This is a genomic window from Pseudomonas argentinensis, assembly GCF_001839655.2.
Lineage (GTDB): Bacteria > Pseudomonadota > Gammaproteobacteria > Pseudomonadales > Pseudomonadaceae > Aquipseudomonas > Aquipseudomonas argentinensis_B.
This window is the reverse complement of record NZ_CP056087.1, coordinates 2856367-2880916: the sequence shown is the minus strand read 5'-3', so window position 1 is coordinate 2880916 and position 24550 is coordinate 2856367. Positions and strand designations below refer to the sequence as shown.

At 60.6% G+C, this 24550-nt stretch carries 15 protein-coding genes, 2 tRNA genes, 3 rRNA genes, 1 other RNA gene and 1 pseudogene; 8 read left to right on the top strand and 14 right to left on the bottom strand.

Going from position 1 to position 24550, the window contains the following annotated elements; translation table 11 throughout:
- Positions 1–95: 95 nt before the first annotated feature.
- The 3 genes from SA190iCDA_RS12705 to queD all read left to right on the top strand — a co-directional run bounded on the left by SA190iCDA_RS12705 (position 96) and on the right by queD (position 3564).
- The gene (locus SA190iCDA_RS12705) at positions 96–2006 is read left to right on the top strand and encodes a di-heme-cytochrome C peroxidase (protein ID WP_070887840.1); all 1911 of its coding nucleotides are present in this window, start codon (positions 96–98) and stop codon (positions 2004–2006) included.
- The gene (locus SA190iCDA_RS12700; protein WP_070887841.1) at positions 1999–3141 is read left to right on the top strand and encodes a catalase family protein; all 1143 of its coding nucleotides are present in this window, start codon (positions 1999–2001) and stop codon (positions 3139–3141) included. Before SA190iCDA_RS12705 ends, SA190iCDA_RS12700 begins: the two co-directional genes overlap by 8 nt.
- Before the next feature lie 66 nt (positions 3142–3207).
- The gene (gene queD / locus SA190iCDA_RS12695; RefSeq protein WP_074888665.1) at positions 3208–3564 is read left to right on the top strand and encodes a 6-carboxytetrahydropterin synthase QueD; all 357 of its coding nucleotides are present in this window, start codon (positions 3208–3210) and stop codon (positions 3562–3564) included.
- 599 nt (positions 3565–4163) lie between these two features.
- Here the strand turns inward: queD and rrf are convergent.
- The 5 genes from rrf to SA190iCDA_RS12670 form a co-directional block, all read right to left on the bottom strand.
- A 5S ribosomal RNA gene (gene rrf / locus SA190iCDA_RS12690) occupies positions 4164–4279 on the bottom strand.
- A 137-nt stretch (positions 4280–4416) separates the two neighbouring features.
- Positions 4417–7308: ribosomal RNA gene (locus SA190iCDA_RS12685) — 23S ribosomal RNA — on the bottom strand.
- A 258-nt stretch (positions 7309–7566) separates the two neighbouring features.
- Positions 7567–7642: transfer RNA gene (locus SA190iCDA_RS12680), tRNA-Ala, on the bottom strand.
- 19 nt (positions 7643–7661) lie between these two features.
- Positions 7662–7738: transfer RNA gene (locus SA190iCDA_RS12675), tRNA-Ile, on the bottom strand.
- Positions 7739–7900: 162 nt separating this feature from the next.
- A 16S ribosomal RNA gene (locus SA190iCDA_RS12670) occupies positions 7901–9436 on the bottom strand.
- Together the 16S, 23S and 5S rRNA genes with 2 tRNA genes alongside form the textbook arrangement of a ribosomal RNA operon.
- Before the next feature lie 708 nt (positions 9437–10144).
- On the opposite strand from SA190iCDA_RS12670, the gene aroQ reads away from it, so the two are divergent.
- Positions 10145–10585 carry a type II 3-dehydroquinate dehydratase gene (aroQ, locus tag SA190iCDA_RS12665; protein WP_070888253.1) on the top strand — a complete coding sequence of 147 codons (441 nt, stop codon included), beginning with the start codon at positions 10145–10147 and terminating at the stop codon, positions 10583–10585.
- Positions 10586–10591: 6 nt separating this feature from the next.
- Positions 10592–11446, top strand: a complete 855-nt coding sequence (locus SA190iCDA_RS12660; protein ID WP_070888254.1) for a shikimate dehydrogenase — start codon at positions 10592–10594, stop codon at positions 11444–11446.
- Between the two features lie 53 nt (positions 11447–11499).
- On the opposite strand, the gene SA190iCDA_RS12655 is transcribed toward SA190iCDA_RS12660, so the two are convergent.
- Positions 11500–12186 (bottom strand): TetR/AcrR family transcriptional regulator, encoded by a 687-nt coding sequence (locus SA190iCDA_RS12655; RefSeq protein WP_070888255.1) that lies wholly within the window; start codon positions 12184–12186, stop codon positions 11500–11502.
- Between the two features lie 71 nt (positions 12187–12257).
- Positions 12258–14165: a 3-dehydroshikimate dehydratase QuiC gene (quiC, locus tag SA190iCDA_RS12650; protein ID WP_070888256.1), complete on the bottom strand. Its 1908-nt coding sequence runs from the start codon at positions 14163–14165 to the stop codon at positions 12258–12260.
- Positions 14166–14738: 573 nt separating this feature from the next.
- Between quiC and SA190iCDA_RS12645 the strand changes: the two genes are divergently transcribed.
- Positions 14739–16115 (top strand): MFS transporter, encoded by a 1377-nt coding sequence (locus SA190iCDA_RS12645; protein WP_070888258.1) that lies wholly within the window; start codon positions 14739–14741, stop codon positions 16113–16115.
- Positions 16116–16179: 64 nt separating this feature from the next.
- Here SA190iCDA_RS12645 and SA190iCDA_RS12640 read toward each other — a convergent pair whose 3' ends face one another.
- The 7 genes and pseudogenes from SA190iCDA_RS12640 to SA190iCDA_RS23460 all read right to left on the bottom strand — a co-directional run.
- The gene (locus tag SA190iCDA_RS12640; protein WP_070888259.1) at positions 16180–17061 is read right to left on the bottom strand and encodes a DMT family transporter; all 882 of its coding nucleotides are present in this window, start codon (positions 17059–17061) and stop codon (positions 16180–16182) included.
- 83 nt (positions 17062–17144) lie between these two features.
- Positions 17145–17966, bottom strand: a complete 822-nt coding sequence (locus SA190iCDA_RS12635; protein ID WP_070888260.1) for a sugar phosphate isomerase/epimerase family protein — start codon at positions 17964–17966, stop codon at positions 17145–17147.
- 41 nt (positions 17967–18007) lie between these two features.
- Positions 18008–19015: a Gfo/Idh/MocA family protein gene (locus SA190iCDA_RS12630; protein ID WP_070888286.1), complete on the bottom strand. Its 1008-nt coding sequence runs from the start codon at positions 19013–19015 to the stop codon at positions 18008–18010.
- Positions 19016–19175: 160 nt separating this feature from the next.
- On the bottom strand, positions 19176–19949 hold the full coding sequence (locus tag SA190iCDA_RS12625; protein ID WP_070888261.1) for an IclR family transcriptional regulator: 774 nt from the start codon (positions 19947–19949) through the stop codon (positions 19176–19178).
- Positions 19950–20204: 255 nt separating this feature from the next.
- Positions 20205–20301: signal recognition particle sRNA small type (gene ffs / locus SA190iCDA_RS12620), an RNA gene on the bottom strand.
- Positions 20302–20402: 101 nt separating this feature from the next.
- Positions 20403–21107 (bottom strand): methyl-accepting chemotaxis protein, encoded by a 705-nt coding sequence (locus SA190iCDA_RS23465; protein ID WP_419203933.1) that lies wholly within the window; start codon positions 21105–21107, stop codon positions 20403–20405.
- A 201-nt stretch (positions 21108–21308) separates the two neighbouring features.
- Positions 21309–22037 (bottom strand): annotated as a pseudogene (locus SA190iCDA_RS23460) (MCP four helix bundle domain-containing protein); the annotation flags it as partial.
- 271 nt (positions 22038–22308) lie between these two features.
- On the opposite strand from SA190iCDA_RS23460, the gene SA190iCDA_RS12610 reads away from it, so the two are divergent.
- Together SA190iCDA_RS12610 and SA190iCDA_RS12605 are read left to right on the top strand one after the other, a co-directional pair.
- The gene (locus SA190iCDA_RS12610; RefSeq protein ID WP_013791713.1) at positions 22309–22587 is read left to right on the top strand and encodes an HU family DNA-binding protein; all 279 of its coding nucleotides are present in this window, start codon (positions 22309–22311) and stop codon (positions 22585–22587) included.
- Positions 22588–22709: 122 nt separating this feature from the next.
- Positions 22710–24422 carry an OPT/YSL family transporter gene (locus tag SA190iCDA_RS12605; RefSeq protein WP_070888263.1) on the top strand — a complete coding sequence of 571 codons (1713 nt, stop codon included), beginning with the start codon at positions 22710–22712 and terminating at the stop codon, positions 24420–24422.
- Positions 24423–24550 lie beyond the last annotated feature (128 nt).

The window sequence follows — 24550 nt, the reverse complement described above, 5'->3', positions numbered from 1 at the left end:
CTGATTACTGAAGATATTCCCATGGCATCTTGCCATTAACCGGCAGCATGGGCATAAAGGAACACGACCAGAAAAACGCAACAAGGATGTCCCCGATGCGCCTCATTCGCCGCGCCGTGCAGATCATCATTCTGCTCCTGCTGACCGCTCTGCTGGTCATCGTCTACTACATCGCCAGGCCCAATCTGCCGGCTTACACGCCGGTGGAAAAAGTGCACTACCTCGGCCAGTGGAACGATCAGCAGCGTCAGTTCTATTACTACACGCCCCAGGGCACCTCGGTAAAAGGCCTGCAGTATGCCTGGTTCTCGGCGCTGGAACTGCCGTTCAGCAAGGCCAAGTTCGCCGATCCGGACTATCTCGCGCGCTTCGGTTTTCTGACCCAGCCCGCACAGAAAGCCACGGCCTTGAACCCCGGCAACCTGCCCGTGGGTTTTGCCCGCCACCAGGACGATGAAAGCGGCGTTCAGTACCTGGACATTACCTGCGCCGCCTGCCACACCGGCGAGCTACGCTATCAGGGCCAGGCGGTACGTATCGACGGTGGCGCCGCGCTGCACTCGCTGGCATCCACCGTGCCGACGCTCAAGGGCGGCAGCTTTGGCCAGGCCCTCGGCATGAGCATGGCGTTCACCTACTACAATCCGCTGAAGTTCCGCCGCTTCGCCCATGAGGTGCTGGGTGAGCATTACCAGCGTGACTACGACAGCCTGCGCGTGGAGTTCAAGCAGGTGCTCGATCGCTTGCTGAATACCGCCTACAACGACTGGCACCGCGGCCTCTACCCGACCGAAGAAGGCTTTGGCCGTACCGATGCGTTCGGCCGCATCGCCAACACCGTCTTCGGTGACAGCATCGATGCGGCGAACTACCGCGTGGCCGACGCGCCGGTCAGCTATCCGCATCTGTGGGACATCTGGAAATTCGACTGGGTGCAATGGAACGGTTCGGCCATGCAACCCATGGCCCGTAACGTCGGTGAGGCGCTGGGGGTCGGCGCCTCGCTGCATCTGCTCGACGACAACGGGCGCGCCGTGCCCCACGACCAGCGCTACGCCTCCAGTGTACGCATCAACGACCTCTACCAGCTGGAAGAAACGCTCAAGCACCTGCAGCCACCCGCCTGGCCGCAACAGGTCCTTGGCAAGATCGACCTGCCCCTCGCCAGCCGGGGGCGCGCCCTGTTCCAGGAAAACTGCGCCCATTGCCACGCCCCGAAGGTCGTACCACCGGATCGGCGCATGGCGCCCGATCGGGATCCCGAGTGGTACATGCAGGTCGTCGAAACGTCCGTCGTGGGTACCGATTCCACCACCGCCGACAATATCGCCGACCACCGCTTCGACATCCGCAAGCTGGGCTGGAAGAAAGACGAACTGGCCAAACTGGATGTCGAACTACACAGTAACAGCCTCGACAAGATCGACTTCAGCGCCATCTCCACTGCCGAGGCGCTGGCCTATGTCACCGCCTACGTCGAAGACCGCGCCTACCGCGACAACGGCATCACGCCCGAGCAGCGCAAACGCATGAATGGTTACGGCCTGCCCATTGGCGTCCAGGAAATTCGTGGCTACAAGGTACGCCCCCTGGATGGCATCTGGGCCACTCCACCCTTCCTGCACAACGGCTCGGTGCCAACGCTGTTTCATCTGCTGTCGCCCGTATCGGAGCGGCCCAGCAGCTTCTGGGTGGGTAATTTCGAATTCGATCCCAAACATGTGGGTTTCGTCAGCGACAAGTTTCCCGGCGGCTTCCTGCTCGATACCCGTATCAAGGGCAACGGCAACGGTGGCCATGAGTTTCGCGATGGCTGCCGCAACGACGGCGTCATCGGCCGCGGCCTGCAACCGGAAGAACGCTGGGCGCTGGTCGAGTACCTGAAAGTGCTGGGTAATACCGCCCTGGAAAACCAGTTGAGCGAGGTGCCGGCCAAGCCCTGGAGCCCGGGGCAATACTGCCAGGGCAGCGTGAAAGCCAATCTCGAGGAGTCCAACGATGCTTAAACGATTCTGGCTGTGGCTCGGACGCCTGCTGGGCAGAACCCTGGTCTTGCTGCTGGTCGTCGCCCTGGGGGGCTGGGCCGCCGGTAGCGCCTATTACAGCTGGAAATTCTCCGGCCCGGTTTCCAGCGAAGAGCAAATCCCGGCAAACGAAGCCGCCTATACCGCCGGCATCATCGACGACGCCATCCGTGTCGTCGAGCAGCACCGCGACAATACCCGCGTCCTGCGTGACGCCCATGCCAAGGCCCACGGCTGCGTCAAGGCTGAAGTCACCGTGAAGGCGGATCTCGATGAGAGCCTGCGCCATGGCGTGCTCGCCGAGCCGGGCAAGACCTGGCAAGCGTGGATGCGCCTGTCCAACGGCAACGCCTACCCGCAATTCGACCGCGCTCGCGATGCGCGGGGCATGGCCATCAAACTGCTCGACGTACCGGGTACCAAGCTGATGAGCAATCCGCGTAGTGCCGGCGATCAGGATTTCGTGATGTTCAATCACCCGGCCTTCTTCGTTCGCGACGTGGCGGAGTACCGCAGCAACTTCGCGGCGCAAGCGGACGGCAAGAAAGCCCTGGCCTTCTTTCCGAGCTGGGACCCGCGAAGCTGGGAGCTGCGCCACCTGATCATCGCACTGAAAACCCTGTCGCCGGCGCCCAGCAGCCCGGTGGAAACCACCTACAACTCCATCGCGCCGTTCAAGCTGGGCCCACACAACATCAAGTACCGGGTCATTCCAACCCCGGAAAACTGCCCGGCTTACGACATTCCCAAGCCCAACACCGACTTGCCCAATTTCCTGCGTAGCGCGCTTTATCAGCAGCTCTCGCTGGATCGCATGCCAGCCTGTTTTGCGTTGCAGGTACAGCAGCAGAACCCGGACTACTACATGCCGATCGAAGACCCCAGCGTAGAGTGGGACGAGAAGATCGCGCCGTTCGAAACCGTCGCCGATATCCGCCTGCCAGCCCAGGACTTCGATAGCACGGAGCAGAACCTGTTCTGCGACAACCTGTCGTTCAATCCCTGGCACGCCTTGCCCGAGCATCGGCCGATCGGCGGCATCAACCGCTTGCGCAAGGCCGTGTACGAAGCCGTGAGCGTCTATCGCCACGATCGCAACGCGGCACTGGGTCAGTAAGCCCCTATGGGTCGCAGCAGGCTGCTAGAATCGCAGCCTGTTCGCCCTGTAGAAAAGAGATTGGCCTTGGAACTGTTCAAAGAATTCATCTTCGAAGCCGCCCATCGGCTTCCCCACGTCCCCGAAGGCCACAAATGCGGCCGCCTGCATGGTCATTCGTTCCGCATCGCCGTCTATATCGAGGGCGAGGTCGACCCCCATACCGGCTGGATTCGCGACTTCTCGGAGATCAAGGCCATCTTCAAGCCGATCTACGAGCAGCTCGACCACAACTACCTCAACGACATTCCCGGCCTGGAAAACCCGACCAGCGAGATCCTCGCCAAATGGGTATGGCAGCAACTCAAGCCCTTGCTGCCGGAGCTGTCGCGCATCCGCATCCACGAGACCTGCACCAGCGGCTGCGAATATCGCGGTGACTGATACAGGTCCATCTGCTGCAACGATCAAAACCCGCCTTGTGCGGGTTTTTCGTTTCAATGACGTACAGATGGTTCTGCCCCTGCTCGACTCGGCGTAGTTAAGTCCAGGCATCACTATGCCCGGCTTTGCGACATGTTCCGTATGCAAGGCAGGCAGGTATTGAACTAGCCAGTCCCTGGGTATACGCCTTCAGCTGATACAAGCTACGAGCCATACGCAGATCCGTAGGGTGGAAGACGCTTCATCCTTCCACCACTATGTCGCTGCGGTGCACAGGCCCCTACGAGTCGGCCCGTAGCTGGTTTGAGCGCAGCCATACAGGGGGACATGCGAATCGCCTTTGTGGATCCGGTTTTACCGCTCTGAAAAGACGAAACCCCAGACCTCTGTCGAGATCTGGGGTTTCTTGATCAGGGCGCTGCCGCCGCTCCCTTCAGCAACTCTGCCACGGTGGAGCCTGAGTCTTTAGGGCTATATCGTCCGTAGCCTGCGGTTGAGCGAAGCGATACCCAGGGCAGCTTGCCCTGCATCTTCCGGTTTTTATGTGCCGAAAAGACGAAACCCCAGATCTCTGTCGAGACCTGGGGTTTCTTATAGAAGCTTGACGATGACCTACTCTCACATGGAGAAGCTCCACACTACCATCGGCGATGCGTCGTTTCACTACTGAGTTCGGGATGGGATCAGGTGGTTCCAACGCTCTATGGTCGTCAAGCAAACTGGTTGCTGCTTCGGGGTTTAGCCGCTGCAGCGAATTGGGTATGTGATATCGGTTGGTAGTGCGTGTTCTCGCAAATCTTCGGCATTACTGTCGACTTCAACCGTCTAACAGCCAAATTGTTTGGGTGTTATATGGTCAAGCCTCACGGGCAATTAGTACTGGTTAGCTCAACGCCTCACAACGCTTACACACCCAGCCTATCAACGTCGTAGTCTTCGACGGCCCTTTAGGGAACTCAAGGTTCCAGTGAGATCTCATCTTGAGGCAAGTTTCCCGCTTAGATGCTTTCAGCGGTTATCTTTCCCGAACATAGCTACCCGGCAATGCCACTGGCGTGACAACCGGAACACCAGAGGTTCGTCCACTCCGGTCCTCTCGTACTAGGAGCAGCCCCTCTCAAATCTCAAACGTCCACGGCAGATAGGGACCGAACTGTCTCACGACGTTCTAAACCCAGCTCGCGTACCACTTTAAATGGCGAACAGCCATACCCTTGGGACCGGCTTCAGCCCCAGGATGTGATGAGCCGACATCGAGGTGCCAAACACCGCCGTCGATATGAACTCTTGGGCGGTATCAGCCTGTTATCCCCGGAGTACCTTTTATCCGTTGAGCGATGGCCCTTCCATACAGAACCACCGGATCACTAAGACCTACTTTCGTACCTGCTCGACGTGTCTGTCTCGCAGTCAAGCGCGCTTTTGCCTTTATACTCTGCGACCGATTTCCGACCGGTCTGAGCGCACCTTCGTACTCCTCCGTTACTCTTTAGGAGGAGACCGCCCCAGTCAAACTACCCACCATACACTGTCCTCGATCCGGATAACGGACCAGAGTTAGAACCTCAAGGTTGCCAGGGTGGTATTTCAAGGATGGCTCCATGAGAACTGGCGTCCCCACTTCAAAGCCTCCCACCTATCCTACACAAGCAAGCTCAAAGTCCAGTGCAAAGCTATAGTAAAGGTTCACGGGGTCTTTCCGTCTAGCCGCGGATACACTGCATCTTCACAGCGATTTCAATTTCACTGAGTCTCGGGTGGAGACAGCGCCGCCATCGTTACGCCATTCGTGCAGGTCGGAACTTACCCGACAAGGAATTTCGCTACCTTAGGACCGTTATAGTTACGGCCGCCGTTTACCGGGGCTTCGATCAAGAGCTTCGCGTTAGCTAACCCCATCAATTAACCTTCCGGCACCGGGCAGGCGTCACACCCTATACGTCCACTTTCGTGTTTGCAGAGTGCTGTGTTTTTAATAAACAGTCGCAGCGGCCTGGTATCTTCGACCGGCATGTGCTTACGGGGTAAACCCTTCACACTCACCGGCGCACCTTCTCCCGAAGTTACGGTGCCATTTTGCCTAGTTCCTTCACCCGAGTTCTCTCAAGCGCCTTGGTATTCTCTACCTAACCACCTGTGTCGGTTTGGGGTACGGTTCCTAATTACCTGAAGCTTAGAAGCTTTTCCTGGAAGCATGGCATCAACCACTTCATCGTCCTAAAGGACAACTCGTCATCAGCTCTCGGCCTTGATTTCCCGGATTTACCTAAGAAACCAGCCTACCACCTTAAACACGGACAACCAACGCCGTGCTGGCCTAGCCTTCTCCGTCCCTCCATCGCAGTAATTAGAAGTACGGGAATATTAACCCGTTTCCCATCGACTACGCATTTCTGCCTCGCCTTAGGGGCCGACTCACCCTGCGTCGATTAACGTTGCGCAGGAAACCTTGGTCTTTCGGCGTGCGAGTTTTTCACTCGCATTGTCGTTACTCATGTCAGCATTCGCACTTCTGATACCTCCAGCAAGCTTCTCAACTCACCTTCACAGGCTTACAGAACGCTCCTCTACCGCTCAACTTACGTTGAACCCGTAGCTTCGGTGTATGGTTTGAGCCCCGTTACATCTTCCGCGCAGGCCGACTCGACTAGTGAGCTATTACGCTTTCTTTAAAGGGTGGCTGCTTCTAAGCCAACCTCCTAGCTGTCTAAGCCTTCCCACATCGTTTCCCACTTAACCATAACTTTGGGACCTTAGCTGACGGTCTGGGTTGTTTCCCTTTTCACGACGGACGTTAGCACCCGCCGTGTGTCTCCCGTGCTGACACTTGCTGGTATTCGGAGTTTGCATCGGTTTGGTAAGTCGGGATGACCCCCTAGCCGAAACAGTGCTCTACCCCCAGCAGTGATACACGAGGCGCTACCTAAATAGCTTTCGAGGAGAACCAGCTATCTCCGAGCTTGATTAGCCTTTCACTCCGATCCACAGGTCATCCGCTAACTTTTCAACGGTAGTCGGTTCGGTCCTCCAGTCAGTGTTACCTAACCTTCAACCTGCCCATGGATAGATCGCCCGGTTTCGGGTCTATACCCAGCGACTAAACGCCCTATTAAGACTCGCTTTCGCTACGCCTCCCCTATTCGGTTAAGCTCGCCACTGAATATAAGTCGCTGACCCATTATACAAAAGGTACGCAGTCACCCAACAAAGTAGGCTCCCACTGCTTGTACGCATACGGTTTCAGGTTCTATTTCACTCCCCTCTCCGGGGTTCTTTTCGCCTTTCCCTCACGGTACTGGTTCACTATCGGTCAGTCAGTAGTATTTAGCCTTGGAGGATGGTCCCCCCATATTCAGACAAAGTTTCTCGTGCTCCGTCCTACTCGATTTCATTGATAAGAGCATTTCGTGTACGGGGCTATCACCCACTACGGCGGCACTTTCCAGAGCCTTCCACTACACTCTAATCAACTTAAGGGCTAGTCCCCGTTCGCTCGCCACTACTAAGGGAATCTCGGTTGATTTCTTTTCCTCAGGGTACTTAGATGTTTCAGTTCCCCTGGTTCGCCTCATGCACCTATGTATTCAGTGCATGATACCCAGCTTATGCTAGGTGGGTTCCCCCATTCAGAGATCTCTGGATCACAGTCTGTTTGCCGACTCCCCAAAGCTTATCGCAGGCTACAACGTCTTTCATCGCCTCTGACTGCCAAGGCATCCACCGTATGCGCTTCTTCACTTGACCATATAACCCCAAGCAATCTGGTTACTGTCTATAACGTGAAGACGACATTCGCCGAAAATTTGCACTTGAGAACAACGCAAATTTTACCTTGACCAGATCAACTGCCAGTGAAAGCAGCCAATCAGTCACTTCTATCACATACCCAAATTTTTAAAGAACGATGTATCGACTGGTCAAAGACCAGAAATCAACATTCTCTCTGCCACCGGCAGGAATGCTCATTTCTGAACTCTCAACGTAACGACTGTAACCCGAAAGTGGTGGAGCCAAGCGGGATCGAACCGCTGACCTCCTGCGTGCAAGGCAGGCGCTCTCCCAGCTGAGCTATGGCCCCGTATCATCTGCACCTGAATTGGTAGGTCTGGGCAGATTTGAACTGCCGACCTCACCCTTATCAGGGGTGCGCTCTAACCAACTGAGCTACAGACCTATAACAGGGCGGCACCAAGCCGACCTCACCCTACTCTCTACAACAGCGTGGGGTGCGCTCCAACCAACTGAGCACCGGCCTAGGCAAGGCGTTACAGCATCGTCTTCTACAATGAATCAAGCAATTCGTGTGGGAGCTTATGAATAAGCTGCGATCTTCGATTAAGGAGGTGATCCAGCCGCAGGTTCCCCTACGGCTACCTTGTTACGACTTCACCCCAGTCATGAATCACACCGTGGTAACCGTCCTCCCGAAGGTTAGACTAGCTACTTCTGGTGCAACCCACTCCCATGGTGTGACGGGCGGTGTGTACAAGGCCCGGGAACGTATTCACCGTGACATTCTGATTCACGATTACTAGCGATTCCGACTTCACGCAGTCGAGTTGCAGACTGCGATCCGGACTACGATCGGTTTTATGGGATTAGCTCCACCTCGCGGCTTGGCAACCCTTTGTACCGACCATTGTAGCACGTGTGTAGCCCTGGCCGTAAGGGCCATGATGACTTGACGTCATCCCCACCTTCCTCCGGTTTGTCACCGGCAGTCTCCTTAGAGTTCCCACCCGAGGTGCTGGTAACTAAGGACAAGGGTTGCGCTCGTTACGGGACTTAACCCAACATCTCACGACACGAGCTGACGACAGCCATGCAGCACCTGTGTCTGAGTTCCCGAAGGCACCAATCCATCTCTGGAAAGTTCTCAGCATGTCAAGGCCAGGTAAGGTTCTTCGCGTTGCTTCGAATTAAACCACATGCTCCACCGCTTGTGCGGGCCCCCGTCAATTCATTTGAGTTTTAACCTTGCGGCCGTACTCCCCAGGCGGTCAACTTAATGCGTTAGCTGCGCCACTAAAATCTCAAGGATTCCAACGGCTAGTTGACATCGTTTACGGCGTGGACTACCAGGGTATCTAATCCTGTTTGCTCCCCACGCTTTCGCACCTCAGTGTCAGTATCAGTCCAGGTGGTCGCCTTCGCCACTGGTGTTCCTTCCTATATCTACGCATTTCACCGCTACACAGGAAATTCCACCACCCTCTACCGTACTCTAGCTTGCCAGTTTTGGATGCAGTTCCCAGGTTGAGCCCGGGGCTTTCACATCCAACTTAACAAACCACCTACGCGCGCTTTACGCCCAGTAATTCCGATTAACGCTTGCACCCTCTGTATTACCGCGGCTGCTGGCACAGAGTTAGCCGGTGCTTATTCTGTCGGTAACGTCAAAATTGCAGAGTATTAATCTACAACCCTTCCTCCCAACTTAAAGTGCTTTACAATCCGAAGACCTTCTTCACACACGCGGCATGGCTGGATCAGGCTTTCGCCCATTGTCCAATATTCCCCACTGCTGCCTCCCGTAGGAGTCTGGACCGTGTCTCAGTTCCAGTGTGACTGATCATCCTCTCAGACCAGTTACGGATCGTCGCCTTGGTGAGCCTTTACCCCACCAACTAGCTAATCCGACCTAGGCTCATCTATTAGCGCAAGGCCCGAAGGTCCCCTGCTTTCTCCCGTAGGACGTATGCGGTATTAGCGTTCCTTTCGAAACGTTGTCCCCCACTAATAGGCAGATTCCTAGGCATTACTCACCCGTCCGCCGCTGAATCAGGGAGCAAGCTCCCTTCAACCGCTCGACTTGCATGTGTTAGGCCTGCCGCCAGCGTTCAATCTGAGCCATGATCAAACTCTTCAGTTCAATACTGCTTGGGTTTTGAGAAAACCCTAAACTTGGCTCAGCAATCGCAAATCTCTCTATCGCTAGAGAGGTAACTCTCGAATTAACGAGTGTTTACTTGTGATGCTGATAATCTTGCGATCAGTCAGTCTTAACCCACAAGCACCCACACGAATTGCTTGATTCAGTTGTTAAAGAACGGTTGGCTGAGGCTTTCGTCTCAACCGAGGCGCGCATCTTACAGCACCCTCATTTGCTGTCAAGCTGTTTTTGAAGAACTTTTTCTTTCTTCTCAACACCTTGCAGCGCCCGACCAGATCATCTTCTCTCCAGCGGGAGGCGCATTCTACAGCGTTACAAACCGCTGTCAACACCCTCTTTACCGCCTTCGATCAAACCTGATCGAACCATCAACAGCGCCACTCAAACCACCCTGTCGATGCCGGCGCATTCTACTCGAATTCGCCGCCCGCGCAACCCTTATTTTCTTCTAACTCTTTGTATTCAAAGGAGTTTTCAGATCAGGCTGCGCCGGAAGTGGTGCGCATTATAGGCTCCCTGAAACTCAGGTCAACCGTTTATTTCGATTTCTTGCAAGATTACCTGCGGCTCGATAATCGAACGCTTTGCCCTCCTCTTATATAGGTAGCCAGTTGACCTAATTAACCAGTTAGTACATTTTTATCTGAGCCATAACAGGCGGATTCCACAATAACAACAGGAAGCACCATGGCTCCCATCATTCTGATTCTCAACGGCCCGAACCTGAACCTGCTCGGTACCCGTGAGCCGGCCACCTATGGCCATGAAACCCTGGCCGATATCTCCAGGCTCTGCGCAGACAGCGCCGAAGCGCTGGGCCTGGCCACGGAGTTCCGGCAGACCAACCAAGAAGCCGAACTGGTCGACTGGATCCACAAGGCTCGCGGTCGCTGCGCCGGCATCGTGATCAACCCCGCTGCCTGGACGCACACTTCCGTCGCCATTCGCGACGCATTGGTAGCCAGCGAGCTGCCGGTCATCGAAGTGCACCTCTCCAACGTGCACAAGCGGGAGGCCTTCCGCCATCACTCCTTCGTTTCACCGGTCGCCCTTGGCGTGATATGCGGCCTCGGTAGCAATGGCTATCGCGCGGCGCTTCACCATTTCAGCCACCTGGTAAAGGAATAGGCAGCCATGACTTCCAGCAAGAGCATTCTGGCCGGCCTTATTGGCGCAGGCATCCAGGCGTCGCGTACGCCCGCCATGCACGAGCATGAAGGCGATGCCCAGGGGATTCGCTACTTATATAGGCTGATCGACCTGGATCAGTTGAAGCTCGACATCGGCGCCCTCCCCGACCTGCTCAGCGCCGCCGAGCGCATGAGCTTCACCGGGCTCAACATCACCTTTCCCTGCAAGCAGGCGATCATTCCGCTGCTCGACGAACTCTCCGACGAAGCCCGAGGCATCGGGGCGGTGAACACCGTGGTGTTCAAGGATGGCAAACGCATCGGTCACAACACCGACTGCCTGGGTTTTTCCGAAGGTTTCAAGCGCGGCCTGGGTGACGTCGCCCGCCGGCGTGTCGTACAGATGGGCGCCGGGGGCGCCGGTGCCGCGGTCGCCCACGCCTTGCTCAGCGAGGGCGTCGAACAGCTGAGCATCTTCGACGTCGAGCCCGCGCGTGCCCAGGCCCTGGCCGCCAACCTCAACAAGCACTTCGGTTCACCACGTGCCGGGGCCGGCGGTGACCTGAGTTCAGCGATGGCTGCCGCCGATGGCCTGGTCAACACCACGCCGATGGGCATGGCCAAGCTGCCCGGCATGCCGGTCGACAAGGCGCTGCTTCGCAAGGCGCTGTGGGTCGCGGAGATCGTCTACTTCCCGCTGGAAACCGAACTGCTGCGTGAAGCCCGTGCCGTCGGCTGCCGGACCCTGGACGGTGGCAACATGGCGGTCTTTCAGGCCGTGAAGGCATTCGAGCTGTTCAGCGACGCCCAGGCCGATGCCCAGCGCATGCTCGATCACTTCCACAGCATGAACGGCTGATGCCAACGGGCCGACTCAGCAACGAGTCGGCCTGAGCTCACCAGGTGATAAGCTCAGCGTGTGATATAGCGCAATACCGCTTCGCAGATCATGGTCTTGTGGCGCTGCTTGACCTGTTCGTCCGGCAGGTCGATCTGGAAGATCTCTCCGAAGGTGTGCCGATTGGAGACGCGGTAGAAGCAGAACGAGCTGATCAGCATGTGCACGTCCAGGGTATCGAGCCCCTCGCGAAACAGCCCTTCCTTCTCGCCACGCTTGAGGGTCTCCCCCAGGGTCAGCAGCACCACGTCGCTCATCCGGCGGATTTCCGGCGACTGCTTCACGTACTCGCCGTAATGGATGTTCTCGATACTGACAATGCGCACGAAATCGGAATTGCGGTCGTGGTGATCGAAGGTGAACTCGACCAGCCGGCGAATGGCGTCCGGCGCGGGCAGCTCATCAAGGTGCAGCCGGCGCTCGGTACTGCGGATATCACCATACAACTTGGAGAGCACTTCGAGATAAAGCTGCTCCTTGCTACCGAAGTAGTAATAGATCATGCGCTTGGACGTCGCCGTGCGCTCGGCGATGGCATCGACCCGGGCACCCGACAGCCCTTGCCGGACGAATTCGGTGATGGCGGCCTGCAGGATATTCTCCCGGGTCTTCTCCGGGTTGTTCTTGCGCGGCGGTTTGCGCGGCGCTGCGGCCTGTTCCTGGCTCACAGGCTCGAGGGTAGCGGTCATGGAATCACTCATCAAAGCATTCTTGTTATCACTGCAAACGAAAAGCGGATGCGCCCATCGGCACGCATCCGCCTGCGCACAGCTTACAGCTTGGCCTGCCGCGTCACACCAGTACGTGCCTTGGCCATGGCCGCCAGACGGACCGCGACGTTGGCGGCGCCATAACCGACGTAGCCATTCTTGCGCTGGATGATCTCGAAGAAGAAACGCTCCTCGAACGCCTCGGTGTACACGTGGAACAGCTCGCCACCCTGGGCATCGCGGTCGTAGAGCACGTTGTAATAGGCCAGCTCGCTGAGGAACTCGTCGTCGAAATCGAAGCGCGCGGCGAGATCGTCATAATAGTTGAGCGGGATGTCCAGCAGCGGCACCCCGGCCTCCTTGGCCCGCTCGACTTCCTGGAAGATGTCCTCGCAGGAGAACGCGATGTGATGCACACCGGAGCCACGGTAGCTGGACAGTGCGTGGGCGATGGCGGTGTTGCGGTTCTCCGAGATGTTCAGCGGCAAACGCACCGAACTGCAGCGGCTGCGCAGGGCTCGGCTCTTCACCAGGCCATAGGGGTCGGGCAGCACCACTTCATCATCGGCCTCGAAATCCAGCAGGCTTTTATAGAACAGCACCCAGCTGTCGAGGCTGTCCGCCGGCAGCGCCAGCGCCATATGGTCGATGCGCTGCAGGCTGCCGGTCGGTAGCGCGGCGGGGTCAAGCTTGAAGTCGCTGTCATAGATGGTCTGCCCTGCTTCGGCCTGGTCGACCAGGTAGATGAGGCTGCCATCGGGCGCGCGCATGGCCGGAATCTCCCGCTCGTTCGGGCCGACCAGGCCGCGATACGGGTGGCCACGGTAATCGACGGCACGCTGCAGCGCCGCGGCGCTGTCCTTGACCTTAAGCGCGGTGGCGCACAGCGACGGCCCATGGGCCTCGAAAAAGCCGTGGGCGAAGGAATAGGGTTCGGCGTTGAGCACGATGTTGATGTCGCCCTGGCGCAGCAGGCTGACGTCCTTGGAGCGGTGCTCGCCGGCCCTGGCAAACCCCAGGCGCTGCAGCCAACCGGACAGCTTGGCTCCAGCCGCTTCGTCGACGGCGAACTCGAGGAACTCGACGCCGTGGTAGCGGCTCGCCGCGGGCGTTTCGAACAACAGGTCGAGGTTCGGCGCCTGGGCATCGGCCGCCAGCAGTTGCCGGGTCTTTTCTTCCAGGTACAGCAGCGAACGCAGGCCATCGACCGCGTTGGCGCGTGGTGGCGCGGCGCGAAAGCCATCGTTGAAGATTTCCAGCGACAGCGGGCCGTTGTAGCCGGTGCGGATGATCGGCGCCAGAAAGCCTGGCAGGTCGAACTCGCCCTGCCCCGGGAAGCAGCGGAAATGGCGGCTCCACTCCAGCACGTCCATGGCCAGAAGCGGCGCATCGGCCATCTGCACGAAGAAGATCTTGTCGCCCGGGATCTCGGCGATGGCCGCCGGGTCGCCCTTGAGCGACAGGGTATGGAAACTGTCGAGGATCACGCCGAGCGCCGGATGGTCGGCCTGGCGTACCAGGTTCCAGACCTGCTGGTAGGTATTGACGTGGCGCCCCCAGGCCAGCGCCTCGTAGCCGATACGCAAGCCGCGCGCGCCGGCGCGCTCGCCCAGCAGGCGCAGGTCATCGACGAGAATGTCCTCGTCGCCGAGCGAGTCGGCCGCCACGTTGCTGCACACCAGCACCAGGTCGGTGCCGAGTTCCTGCATCAGGTCGAACTTGCGCTCGGCGCGATCCAGATTGCGTTGCAAGCGATCGCGACGGCAGCCCTCGAAATCACGGAAAGGCTGAAACAGGGTAATGGCGATGCCCAGATCGGCGCACATCTTGCGCACGTCGCGCGGGCTGCCCGCGTAGTACAGCAAGTCGTTCTCGAAAATTTCCACGCCATCGAAGCCGGCAGCGGCGATGGCTTCGAGTTTCTCGGGCAGGGTGCCGCTCAGCGAGACGGTGGCGATCGAGCGATGCATACTTCAGCTCCTTGTAGATGACGACCTCTGCGGATCGTGTAAGACCTGGCCCGGCATCGGCAAGCGTAGCCGACAGAGCGTTCGAGCCTGGAACTCGCCAGGCCGTTCATCCCGATGCCATCTCTTAAGGCCTGCAGCGATTATTCGCGCGCCCGCGGGAGGCGGCAATTCAAAGTGTACGAACTAGTTAGTATTTCGTGCGATTATCGAACAATAGGCCGTTTATCGAATTGACGCTATTTCGTGGTTTGCAACACCATGTTTTCCCACTGCAGTGACGGAAACCCTTCCGCCGCGATCAGCAAACGACCCCGCTTCATCCATAACAATTTCAATAAGAGTACGCCCATGTTCACTTCCCAGCTTGCGCATACCCGCATACCATTCGCACGCTTTTTGGCGTCCACCCAGCCAACTGCCCCTGCGCACGTCCAACCCTGACTCGCGACACTCCGCTCGATAATCCTGAAAGCGGGTTGACCGGTGCCATCCACAAGGCCGGTCCCCTCACGCCGTGGCAAGCCGCATCCAGATGCCGCTTCGCTCGGCGCTCTAATAACAACGGAGACCATGATGGCTAAGCCCTCAAGTTCACAAGCCAAGAAAGCCACTGCCAGCGGCTGGGTCGGTTCAGCGCTGGAGTACTACGATTTCTTCATCTACGCGCAAGCTGCCGCGCTGATCTTCCCGCAGATCTTCTTTCCCAGCACCGATCCGAAGATGGCCATCGTCGCCTCGCTGGCCACCTACGGCGTCGGTTACCTGGCCCGCCCGGTAGGCGCCTTCGTTCTCGGCCATTGGGGCGACACCCGTGGTCGCAAGAACGTGCTGCTGCTGTGCATGTTTCTGATGGGCATCTCCACCATGGCCGTGGGCCTGCTGCCGACCTACCACGACATTGGTTTCCTCGCTCCGGCGCTGCTGGTGGTGCTGCGTCTGATCCAGGGTTTTGCCGTAGCCGGCGAGATCTCCGGCGCCAGCTCGATGATCCTCGAACATGCGCCGTTCGGACGACGAGGCTTCTATGCCAGTTTCACGCTGCAGGGCGTGCAGGCCGGCCAGGTGCTTGCCGCAGCCGTGTTCCTGCCGCTGGCCTACTTCATGCCGACCGAAGCGTTCAACGAATGGGGCTGGCGGATCCCGTTCCTGCTCAGCGCCTTCGTGCTGCTGGCGGGCTTCATCATCCGTCGTGAAGTCCACGAGACGCCGGCCTTCGTCAACGAAGAGAACAAGCAGAAGATCGCCAAGTCGCCGATCGCCGAAGCCTTCAGCACCAGCTGGCGGACCATGTTTCTGGTCATGGTCATGGCGCTGATGAACGTGATCCCGGTGGTGGCGACCATCTTCGGCGCCGCCTACGCCGTGCAACCGGCCTACGGGATCGGCTTCGACAAGAGCATCTACCTGTGGATTCCCGTGGTCGGCAACATCGTCGCGGTGCTGGTGATCCCCTTCGTGGGCAACCTCTCCGACAAGATCGGCCGCCGCCCGACCATGATCACCGGCGCGCTGGGCTCGGGCCTGCTGGCCTTCGGCTACCTGTATGCGATCAGCATCAGCAACGTGCCGCTGGCGTTCATCATGTCGCTGCTGATGTGGGGCGTGGTCTACCAGGGCTACAACGCGGTGTTCCCAAGTTTCTATCCGGAGCTGTTCCAGACCCGTTATCGCGTCTCGGCCATGGCCATCGCCCAGAACATCGGCACCATGCTCACCGCCATGCTGCCCGCGGTGTTCGCCATGGTCGCGCCGCCCGGCTCGGACAACATCCCATGGCTGGTCGGCGGCCTGGCATTCGGCATCACTTGCCTGTGCGCCATCGCCGCCTTCATCGCGCCGGAAACCTACCGCATCCCGATGAGCGAACTGGGCAAGCCGGGGGCCAAGCCGATGGACAAGGCCGAGTACGACGCCGCCCGCCAGAACAGTGTGAACGAAGCCAGCCACTGACCAAACCGATGTAGAAAAGAGAAGGCCCTTGACGGGCCTTCTTGCATACCAGCGGAGGAAACCTTCAGCGCTTTCTGCGTTGCTGGTAGGCGGCCGCCAACCCGCTGAGGCAGATGATGGCGATGCCCACCTTGGCGCTCGCCTCAGGGTCGTGGCCGAAGATGATCAGCCCCAAGAGGCCGGCGAAGACGATCTGGCAATAGCCGAACGGCGCCAGCAGTGCCGGCGCGGCATGGCGGAAGGCCTTGGTCAGCAGCAGATGGGCGAACATGCCGCACGCCCCCAGGGCCAGCATCAGCGGCAAATGGTGCCACTGCGGCAGTTGCCAGAAGAACGGCACCAGGCAGCTCATCAGCAAGGTATTGAGCAGGCCGGTGAAGAAGTTGCTGGTAGTCGGCGTGTCGTGCTGGCTGAGCAGCCGCGTGAGTATCTGGTAGGCAGCGAAGCAGCTCGCCGAACAGAGCGGCAGTAGCACTGCCGGGGTGAACAGATCGCCGCCCGGATGCACGATGATCAGCACCCCCACGAAGCCGACCAGCACAGCGGCCCACTGCCCACGACTGACATGCTCCTTGAGCAGGGGCACCGACAGCGCGGTGACCAGTAGCGGGGCCAGGAAGTTGACCGCCGTGGCCTCGGCCAGGGGGATGTACAAGAGGCCGGTGGTGAAGAACAGGCTGCAGCCCAGCAGGCAGATCGCCCGCAGCGCCTGCAGCCCCGGCCGCTTGCTGCGCAGCACGCGCAGGCCCGACTGGGGCAGGAAGATACCGGCCATCAACAACGTATGCACCACGTAGCGGGCCCACACCACCATGATCACCGGGTAGATGCCGGACAGGTACTTGGACAGCGCGTCATGGCTGGCGAACAGGAAGGTCGCCAGCACCACCAGGGCGATGCCCTTCAGGGGATGGTTGACGCCTGACAGCGAACTCGGGGTGCTCATGGGGATTCTCGTGATCCAGACGTCGTTATCGGTAGCAAACTAACTATCTAAAGGTTCCACTGCCATCGCGGATGCGGGTAGGCTCATACCGACGGCGCGAGGCGTTCCAGCAATAGCCGGGTCTTGTCGATGGCCAGCTGCGCCCGCCGTGCCGGATCCGCCACCTGCCGGTTGGGCACTTCCAGACTCAACGGAACATTGGCCGGTAGACAGCGCAACAGCCCCATCAAGTCACAATCGCCATCACCGGGGAAGCGCCGTTCGTTGCGCGCCTGGCGCAGAATCTCCGTCATGTCGTCCGGTCGCGGCCCGGCCACATCGCACAGTTGGGCATAACGCAGCCATGATGGTTCCACCTGCTGCAGCGCGTCGAGGCGTGAACCCGAACGGTCGAAATGAAAGGCATCGACCAGCACGCCGCCGTTGGCACGCCCGGCCTGACGCACGATACGCACCGCCTGTGACAGGTCGGCAACGTTGGTCCAGGGCATGAACTCCAGGTGGGGGCGCAAGCCGTACGCCATGGCGCGGTCGCACAATTCGGCGAAGTTGTCCGTCAGCCGTGCTTCGTCCGGGTCGTTGCCGGCGACCAGCACCTCGCTGGCTCCGAACTCGGCGCCAACCTCCAGCACTGACGCGAAGTCGCTGCAGCGTGTGTGTGGTTTGAGACGGAGGATCTCAACATCGAGCACGCCGATGCCGGTATCGCGCAGCCGCTTGAGCGTCTGCCGGCGCAGATTCGGGTCGGCCACCAGCGCAAAGTGATGTTCTTGCTTGGTGGCGGGGATCAGGCGCAGGCCGACATGGCTGTAGCCGCTGCGGGCCGCCACCTCGACCATCTGCGGTGGGGACAGCTCCAGCACGGTCAGGCTGGCCAGGGAAATGGGGCGTTCGTGGGTGCGCATCGATCTTTTCTCCGGGCCATGGCCCGCCAATGGACGGTGGCTCAGATGGATTCGGGTACGGTGGCGCAGCCCTGCTCGGCGGCGCGGGAGATGGCGTCATACAACGCCAGGGTGCGCCCCGCGTCGGCTGCACTGACCAGCGGCGGCACGTCGCCCCTGGCAACCTCGATAAAATGCCTGAGCTGCAACAAAAGCGCAGGAGCGGCCTCATGCGGTTGCTCCAAGCTGTGCAAGGGCTCGTGCCAGCCTGCACCTGGCGACGCGTACGACCAGTAGCGCAGTTGCGGGATGCTCAGTGAACCTGCGGTACCAGCCAGCAGGTAACAAGGCTGATCAGGCTGCCTTGGGTACAGCGAATTTTCCCCGGCGCTCAGCTCCCAGCTCCAGGGTGCGGCCACCGCGTCGGAGCCGGTCAGGCTACCCAAGGCGCCGTTGGCGAAACGCAGGATGATCGCTGCGCTGTCTTCGTTGGCGAAACCGCGCACCGCACGGCTGGTAAGCGCCTGAACCTGCTCCACCTCGCCGCACAGGTAACGCAGCAGATCCAGATCATGGATCAGGTTGGTCAGCAGCATGCCCGCCCCAGGCTCACGCCGCCAAGGCACCTGGTAATAACTGTCCGGCTTCTGCAGTTGCCAGAGCGCCGTGACCGTGGTGAGCCGGCCCAACGCGCCTTGGCGCATCAATTCCCGCGCCTTGCCGATCAGCGGGTTGTGGCGACGATGATGGCCGACCAGCACCGGCACACCGCTACGTTCGACCGCCGCCACCAGCTCGCGTACTTCCAGGAGGTTCACGCCGACCGGCTTCTCGAGCAACGCCGGCAGGTCGGCCTCGATGCAGCGCACTGCGCTGGGTACGTGGGCAGCATTGGGGTTGGCGATGATCACCGCCTGCGCCAGGCCGCTATCGAGCAGCCCCTGCAACTCGTCGAAACAGGGGACGCCGTGTTCGCTGGCCAACTGTCGGGCTTGCTCGGCGGGATCGACGATGGCGCACAGGGTGGCTTCTGGCAGCTCGCGCAGATAGTTGAGGTGTTGGCGGCCCATGATGCCGGCACCGAGCAGAACGATTCGTAGGGGGGTCAAGACTCGAGTCCTTTTCTGATTGTCGTTGGCACATGGCGCCTGACAACAATCTAGAACCCGGTTCCATATTCAATCAATAGCGTTGCTATCGCTCGGGCGTTAATCGAACGCTATCAGCCGGTCAGCGGAACAGATCCGAAGCCTGGCTCGCCGATGACAGCTCGGCAGCCGCTTCCAGCAACAGTGGTGCAAGCTGCTCCATGCGCCCGGCCGGCATGCGCGCACTGGGGCCGGCGATGCTCAGTACGCCAATCACCCCGCCCTGTTGCGGATGGCTGACCACCGCCGCCAGTGCGCAGGTGCCCAGCGAGGAGGTTTCCACCACCATTGCATAGCCGCGCTCGCGGGCACGCTGCAGATAACCGAGCAGCGCCTGATCATCATGGGGCGCGTTGGGGCCGAATTCGCTGTCGTCGGCTATGTGCTGGCGCGCCACCAGTGCCAGCGCCTCGGCATCCGTCAGGCTGGCCAGCCAGGCATGGCCGGATGCGGTATAGCGCAGCGGCGCGTCACGGCCCATGTCCGGGTCGTAGCGCAAGCCGGAGCGCGCGCCCTGGGACTTGGCGATCCAGGTCTGGCGCTCGCCTTCGATCACCCCCAGGCGCACCAGCTCACCACTTTGCCGGGCCAGGCGATCGAGGATCGGCTGCACGATATCCGCGCCACTGCCGGCCAGGTAACGAAAGCCCAGGGCGACCAGCTTGGTCGACAAGCTATAGCGGCTGGTCTCGGCGTCCTGGCGCACGTACCCCAGACGCACCAGTTCGGCAAGCATGCGGTGGGTGGCGCTCTTGGGAATCTGCAGTTGCTCGGCAAGCGTCTGCATCGGTACGTCGCCGGCGCCTGCCAGATTTTCCAGCAGGTGCAATGCCCGTTCTATCTGGCTCCCGGCCATGGTTCTGCCCTCGAAGGATTTGCCGGGATTCTAAAGACCCGCAGATGTCGGCGGAACCGCCACATTCTGAAATCATCGCAGCGCGTGAAGGGGATCATGGCGGCTTGGCTGCACCGGCTTTTTCACGGCCAACATGAACGATCGCCTGCCCGGAACATAACGGCAGACAGCAGAAAGCGCCGCTGCGGTAGGTACCGAGCGCCGAAGCCGTATTCTGAGAGACCATGACCCGAACGGGCCTGGAGATGGAGGCGATCCTGCCAGCCACACCCCGGCACACAATGTTCCCGCTGTGGCTGCTTCCTTCCGGATCTGACCAGGTTCACGGGTAATCGTTGCGGGGGGACCGGCAGGACCACCATAACGCGGCTCACCATGCAGTGAGCCGGCGCCATTGTACCGGCTTGCGCCGAACTTACAACTGCTTCAAGCACTTAGCGTGCATATGGGTGGCTAGACGCGGAAGCGCCCGACCAGTCGCGCCAGATCGCTGGACAGCTCGGACAGGCGCTGGCTGGCCTGCGTGCTCTGCTGCGACGTATGTGCCGCCTCGTTGGACAGCTCGCGAATATCGGTGATGTTACGGGCGATCTCCTCGGTGACGCTGCTCTGCTGCTCGCACGCGGTGGCGATTTGCGCGGTCATGTCGTTGATGCGTTGCAGCGAGTCGCTGGTGTCGTTCAGCGCCTGATCCACGCATGCCGCCTGGTCGACGCTTTCCCGGGCCTTCAGGCTGCCGGTCTGGGTCGCCTTGACGGCATTCTGCACCCCGCCCTGCAGACGCATGATCATGTCCTGGATGTCCGTGGTCGATTGCTGGGTGCGCGCCGCCAAGGCACGTACCTCGTCGGCCACCACCGCGAAGCCTCTGCCCTGCTCCCCGGCCCGCGCGGCTTCGATGGCGGCGTTGAGCGCCAGCAGGTTGGTCTGATCGGCGATGCCGCGGATCACCGCCAGCACCTCGCCGATCCTGCCAGCCTCCTGTTCGAGCGCCTGGATGCTCTGCGACGCGCTTTCCACCTCGCCGGCCAGGTGCCGAATGGTCTGGATGGTCGCACCGACCACCCGCGCACTTTCGCGTGATTGAGTCTCGGCCTGGCGGACGATATCGGCGGCGCCCTGGGCGCTGCGAGCGACCTCGTGCACCGCGGCGCTCATCTCGGTCGCCGCCGTGCTGACCTGATCGACCGCCGCATGCTCGCTGTTGATCAGCCGGTCATTGGTCGCCGCCATCACCGCCAGACCCTGCGCCGCATTGGCCACCTCGCCGGTAACCCGTCCCACGTCGCTGATCATCGGGTGCAGTTTGTCGAGGAAGCGGTTGAAGGTGGCACTCAGCCGGCCGAGTTCATCGCGCGACGACACTTCCAGGCGCACCCGCAGGTCGCCGTCGCCATCGGCCAGTTGCTCGATGCGCTCGAGCAAACGGTGCAGCGGGCGGGTCACCAGCGTCGGGAAGGCGACGATCAGCAACAGGCACACCAGCAGGCCACTCAACACCGCTGCGCCGAGCTGCCAGCTCAGGCGTTCTCCCTGGGCAATCGCGGCGGTGCCGACATCCTTGGCGGCCTGGTCTTCCAGCTCGCCGAGCTTGTCGATGACCTCGCGCATGGCATCGAACTGCACCTCGCTGTCGCCAAAGCTCAGGCGAGCGGCGGCCGCTGGATCTGTGCCGATCAGTTGCATGACCCGCGCAGCACTGCGCTCCCAGGTCGCGAGGGCACGCTCGAACTCGTGCACCAGCTGCGTGGCTTCGTCGCCCGGCTGCATTTGCGCGTAGGCCCGAACACGATCGGCAGCCTGCTTGACGTTCTCGGCCTGGGCCTGGCGCAGGGCGGCGGCATGTTCCGACGCGTCATCGCTGAGCAGGCTGCGCTCGGCGACCAGCGCCTGGTAGAGGTCGCGATCGGCGTTGAGCAGCAGGCTCACCCCCGGCAGGAAATGGTGGGTCAGCCGGTTGCTGGCGCCGACCACCTGGCCGACTCCCCACATGGCCAATGCGCCTATCAGCACCAACAGCAGCGCCAGAAAGATGATCGGCAAGGTGATCTTCGAACGAAACCCGAGATCAGCGAATAGACGCAGCATGGCTCCCCCAGCAGAACCCCAACGGTTCTGGCGACTGTTTCCAGCAGAATAGACCCGATTGCAGAACCGCCAGTATGTTCGGCATGGTCCAAGGCCGTTACTGGCCGCAGCAAACGGCCCTAAATGCCCGTAATTGAGCACTGCGGCGGAATTAACCCGCAGCAGGTCGGTCACAATGAAGCCTGACTGATCGGGCAGAACTGCCCCGATCGATCATCCACGAGTACCCGCGTTATCCGACGCCAGACTTTTCATCCCAAGGAGCAATCACATGGCCATTACCAAAGACCAACTGATCGGTGACATCGCAGAAGCCATCGACACGCCGAAGACCACCGTCCGTGCGGCACTCGATCAGCTGAGCGAGATCGTCAGCGACGCGTTGGAAAATGGTGGTGAAATCACCCTGCCGGGCATCGGCAAACTGAAGGTCAGCGAGCGCCCGGCGCGCACCGGTCGCAACCCGCAGACTGGCAAGGCCATCGAAATCGCTGCCAAGAAGGTCGTGAAGTTCGTACCGGCCAAGGCCCTGACCGACGCGGTCAACTGATCCATCGGCGGGGTGCCCTACGGCGCCCCGCCGCTCTCCCCGCAGCACCACCCCTCCGTTAAGACTGAACCCCCGCCAGCCTGTCGCCTCAAACGACGACATTCGTCAGTTGCAGGCTCGCCATGCTCGCCGACCGCGAACTCACCTTCCGCGCGCTGTTTTCCGGTGTACTGCTCGGCGCCCTGCTGACGCCGTCGAACATCTATTCGGGCCTGAAGATCGGCTGGTCATTCAATATGTCGATCATCGCCCTGCTGGTCAGCTATGGCATCTGGCAAAGCCTGGTGCGCTGGCGCCTGGGCACGGCCTGGACCATGCGCGAGAGCAACATCAACCAGACCACTGCCTCGGCGGCCGCCTCGATCATCGCCGGCGGCCTGGTGGCGCCCATACCGGCCTACACCCTGCTGACCGGCCAGCAACTGCCGACCCTGCCCCTGGTGGCCTGGGTATTTTCGGTGAGCTTTCTGGGGATCTGGGTGGCCTGGTACCTGCGCCGCAGCATGGTGGAAGACACCCGCCTGCGCTTTCCAGAAGCGGTCGCCACCCTGGAAACCATGCAGCAAGTCTACAACCACGGCCGTGACGCGCTGCAACGCCTCTGCGTGCTCGGTGCGGCAGCCCTGCTCGGTGGCCTGGTCAAATGGGCCGATACCTTCCTCTACGGCCTGCCGCGCTGGTCGCCCAGCACGCAGCTGGAGCGGCTGACCTTCAACCTCGACCCGTCACCACTGCTGATCGGCTTTGGCGGCATCATTGGCATTCGCGTCGGCCTGTCGCTGCTGCTCGGCGCGCTGATCGCCTGGGGCGGTCTGGCGCCCTGGTTGCTGAGCAGCGGCCTGGTCACCCTTGCCGATGACGCCAGCGGCCCGCAGTTCGCCCCCCTGGTGGAATGGCTGCTGTGGCCCGGCGTGACCCTGCTGGTCTGCGCCACCCTGACCGCGCTGGCGGTGCGCTTCGTGGCAAGCCGGCGGGTCGTCCGCGCCACGGGTGAAACGCCCCGGCACAGCCCGGCGAAACTGCCGCTGCTCATGCTGGCCCTGGCCTCGCTGCTGGTGGTGACGCTGCAGGTATCGCTGTTCGATATCGACCCGCTGATGGCGCTGCTCAGCGTGCCCCTGGCCGTCGCCCTCGCCTGCATGGCGGCGCGGGTGGTCGGGGCGACCGGCATTCCGCCGATTGGCGCCACCGGGCAGTTGTCGCAACTGACCTTCGGGGTGATCGCACCGGGGCAGATCAGCGTCAACCTGATGGCCGCCAACACCGCTGGCGGCGCCGCCGGGCAATGCACCGACCTGCTCAATGACTTCCGGGTCGGTCACGCCATCGGCGCCAAGCCTTACAACCAGTTGATCGCCCAGTGCCTGGGTATCCTGGTCGGCAGCGTCGTCGGCGTGCTGGTCTACCAGATCCTGATTCCCGACCCACAAGGCATGCTGATCACCCAGCAGTGGCCGGCACCGGCCGTGGCCACCTGGAAGGCGGTGGCCGAGGTACTGGGCTTTGGCCTCGACTCCCTCGACGCCAGCATTCGCTGGGCCATGCTGATCGGCGCATTGTGCGGCGTGGCGTTCGGCGTCCTGGAAGCCAGCCTGCCCGAGCAGTCGATCTACGCCCGGTTGCTGCCGAGCTCGGCGGCCTTCGGCCTGGCGTTCATCATTCCGGCGTCGATCTCGCTGATGATGGCCATCGGTGCCCTGCTCGCCTGGGTGGTGCAGTCGCGCTGGCGCAGCCTCGGCGAGCGCTTCACCATCGCCGCCGCAGCCGGCCTGGTGGCGGGCGAAAGCATCGTCGGGGTCGGGGCGTCGTTCTGGATGATGTTGGCGGGTGGTTGAGGGGGTACTCAAGAGCCGGCTTGATGGGTTTCACCCATCCGAGCACACGCAGGGAACCTTGTGGGAGCGGGCCATGCCCGCGAAAAAATCGCGCGCATGCCCGCTCCCACTTAGAGCAGTTCCCACTC

What these genes read in the sequence shown, in the direction of transcription:
- quiC (WP_070888256.1), bottom strand. Translation starts at nt 14,165, where the DNA reads ATGCATCGCTCGATCGCCACCGTCTCGCTGAGCGGCACCCTGCCCGAG.
- SA190iCDA_RS12660 (WP_070888254.1), top strand. Translation starts at nt 10,592, where the DNA reads ATGACTTCCAGCAAGAGCATTCTGGCCGGCCTTATTGGCGCAGGCATC.
- aroQ (WP_070888253.1), top strand. Translation starts at nt 10,145, where the DNA reads ATGGCTCCCATCATTCTGATTCTCAACGGCCCGAACCTGAACCTGCTC.
- SA190iCDA_RS12630 (WP_070888286.1), bottom strand. Translation starts at nt 19,015, where the DNA reads ATGGGCCGCCAACACCTCAACTATCTGCGCGAGCTGCCAGAAGCCACC.
- SA190iCDA_RS12700 (WP_070887841.1), top strand. Translation starts at nt 1,999, where the DNA reads ATGCTTAAACGATTCTGGCTGTGGCTCGGACGCCTGCTGGGCAGAACC.
- SA190iCDA_RS12640 (WP_070888259.1), bottom strand. Translation starts at nt 17,061, where the DNA reads ATGAGCACCCCGAGTTCGCTGTCAGGCGTCAACCATCCCCTGAAGGGC.
- SA190iCDA_RS12655 (WP_070888255.1), bottom strand. Translation starts at nt 12,186, where the DNA reads ATGAGTGATTCCATGACCGCTACCCTCGAGCCTGTGAGCCAGGAACAG.
- SA190iCDA_RS12635 (WP_070888260.1), bottom strand. Translation starts at nt 17,966, where the DNA reads ATGCGCACCCACGAACGCCCCATTTCCCTGGCCAGCCTGACCGTGCTG.
- SA190iCDA_RS12610 (WP_013791713.1), top strand. Translation starts at nt 22,309, where the DNA reads ATGGCCATTACCAAAGACCAACTGATCGGTGACATCGCAGAAGCCATC.
- SA190iCDA_RS12645 (WP_070888258.1), top strand. Translation starts at nt 14,739, where the DNA reads ATGGCTAAGCCCTCAAGTTCACAAGCCAAGAAAGCCACTGCCAGCGGC.
- SA190iCDA_RS12605 (WP_070888263.1), top strand. Translation starts at nt 22,710, where the DNA reads ATGCTCGCCGACCGCGAACTCACCTTCCGCGCGCTGTTTTCCGGTGTA.
- SA190iCDA_RS23465 (WP_419203933.1), bottom strand. Translation starts at nt 21,107, where the DNA reads ATGAGCGCCGCGGTGCACGAGGTCGCTCGCAGCGCCCAGGGCGCCGCC.
- SA190iCDA_RS12705 (WP_070887840.1), top strand. Translation starts at nt 96, where the DNA reads ATGCGCCTCATTCGCCGCGCCGTGCAGATCATCATTCTGCTCCTGCTG.
- SA190iCDA_RS12625 (WP_070888261.1), bottom strand. Translation starts at nt 19,949, where the DNA reads ATGGCCGGGAGCCAGATAGAACGGGCATTGCACCTGCTGGAAAATCTG.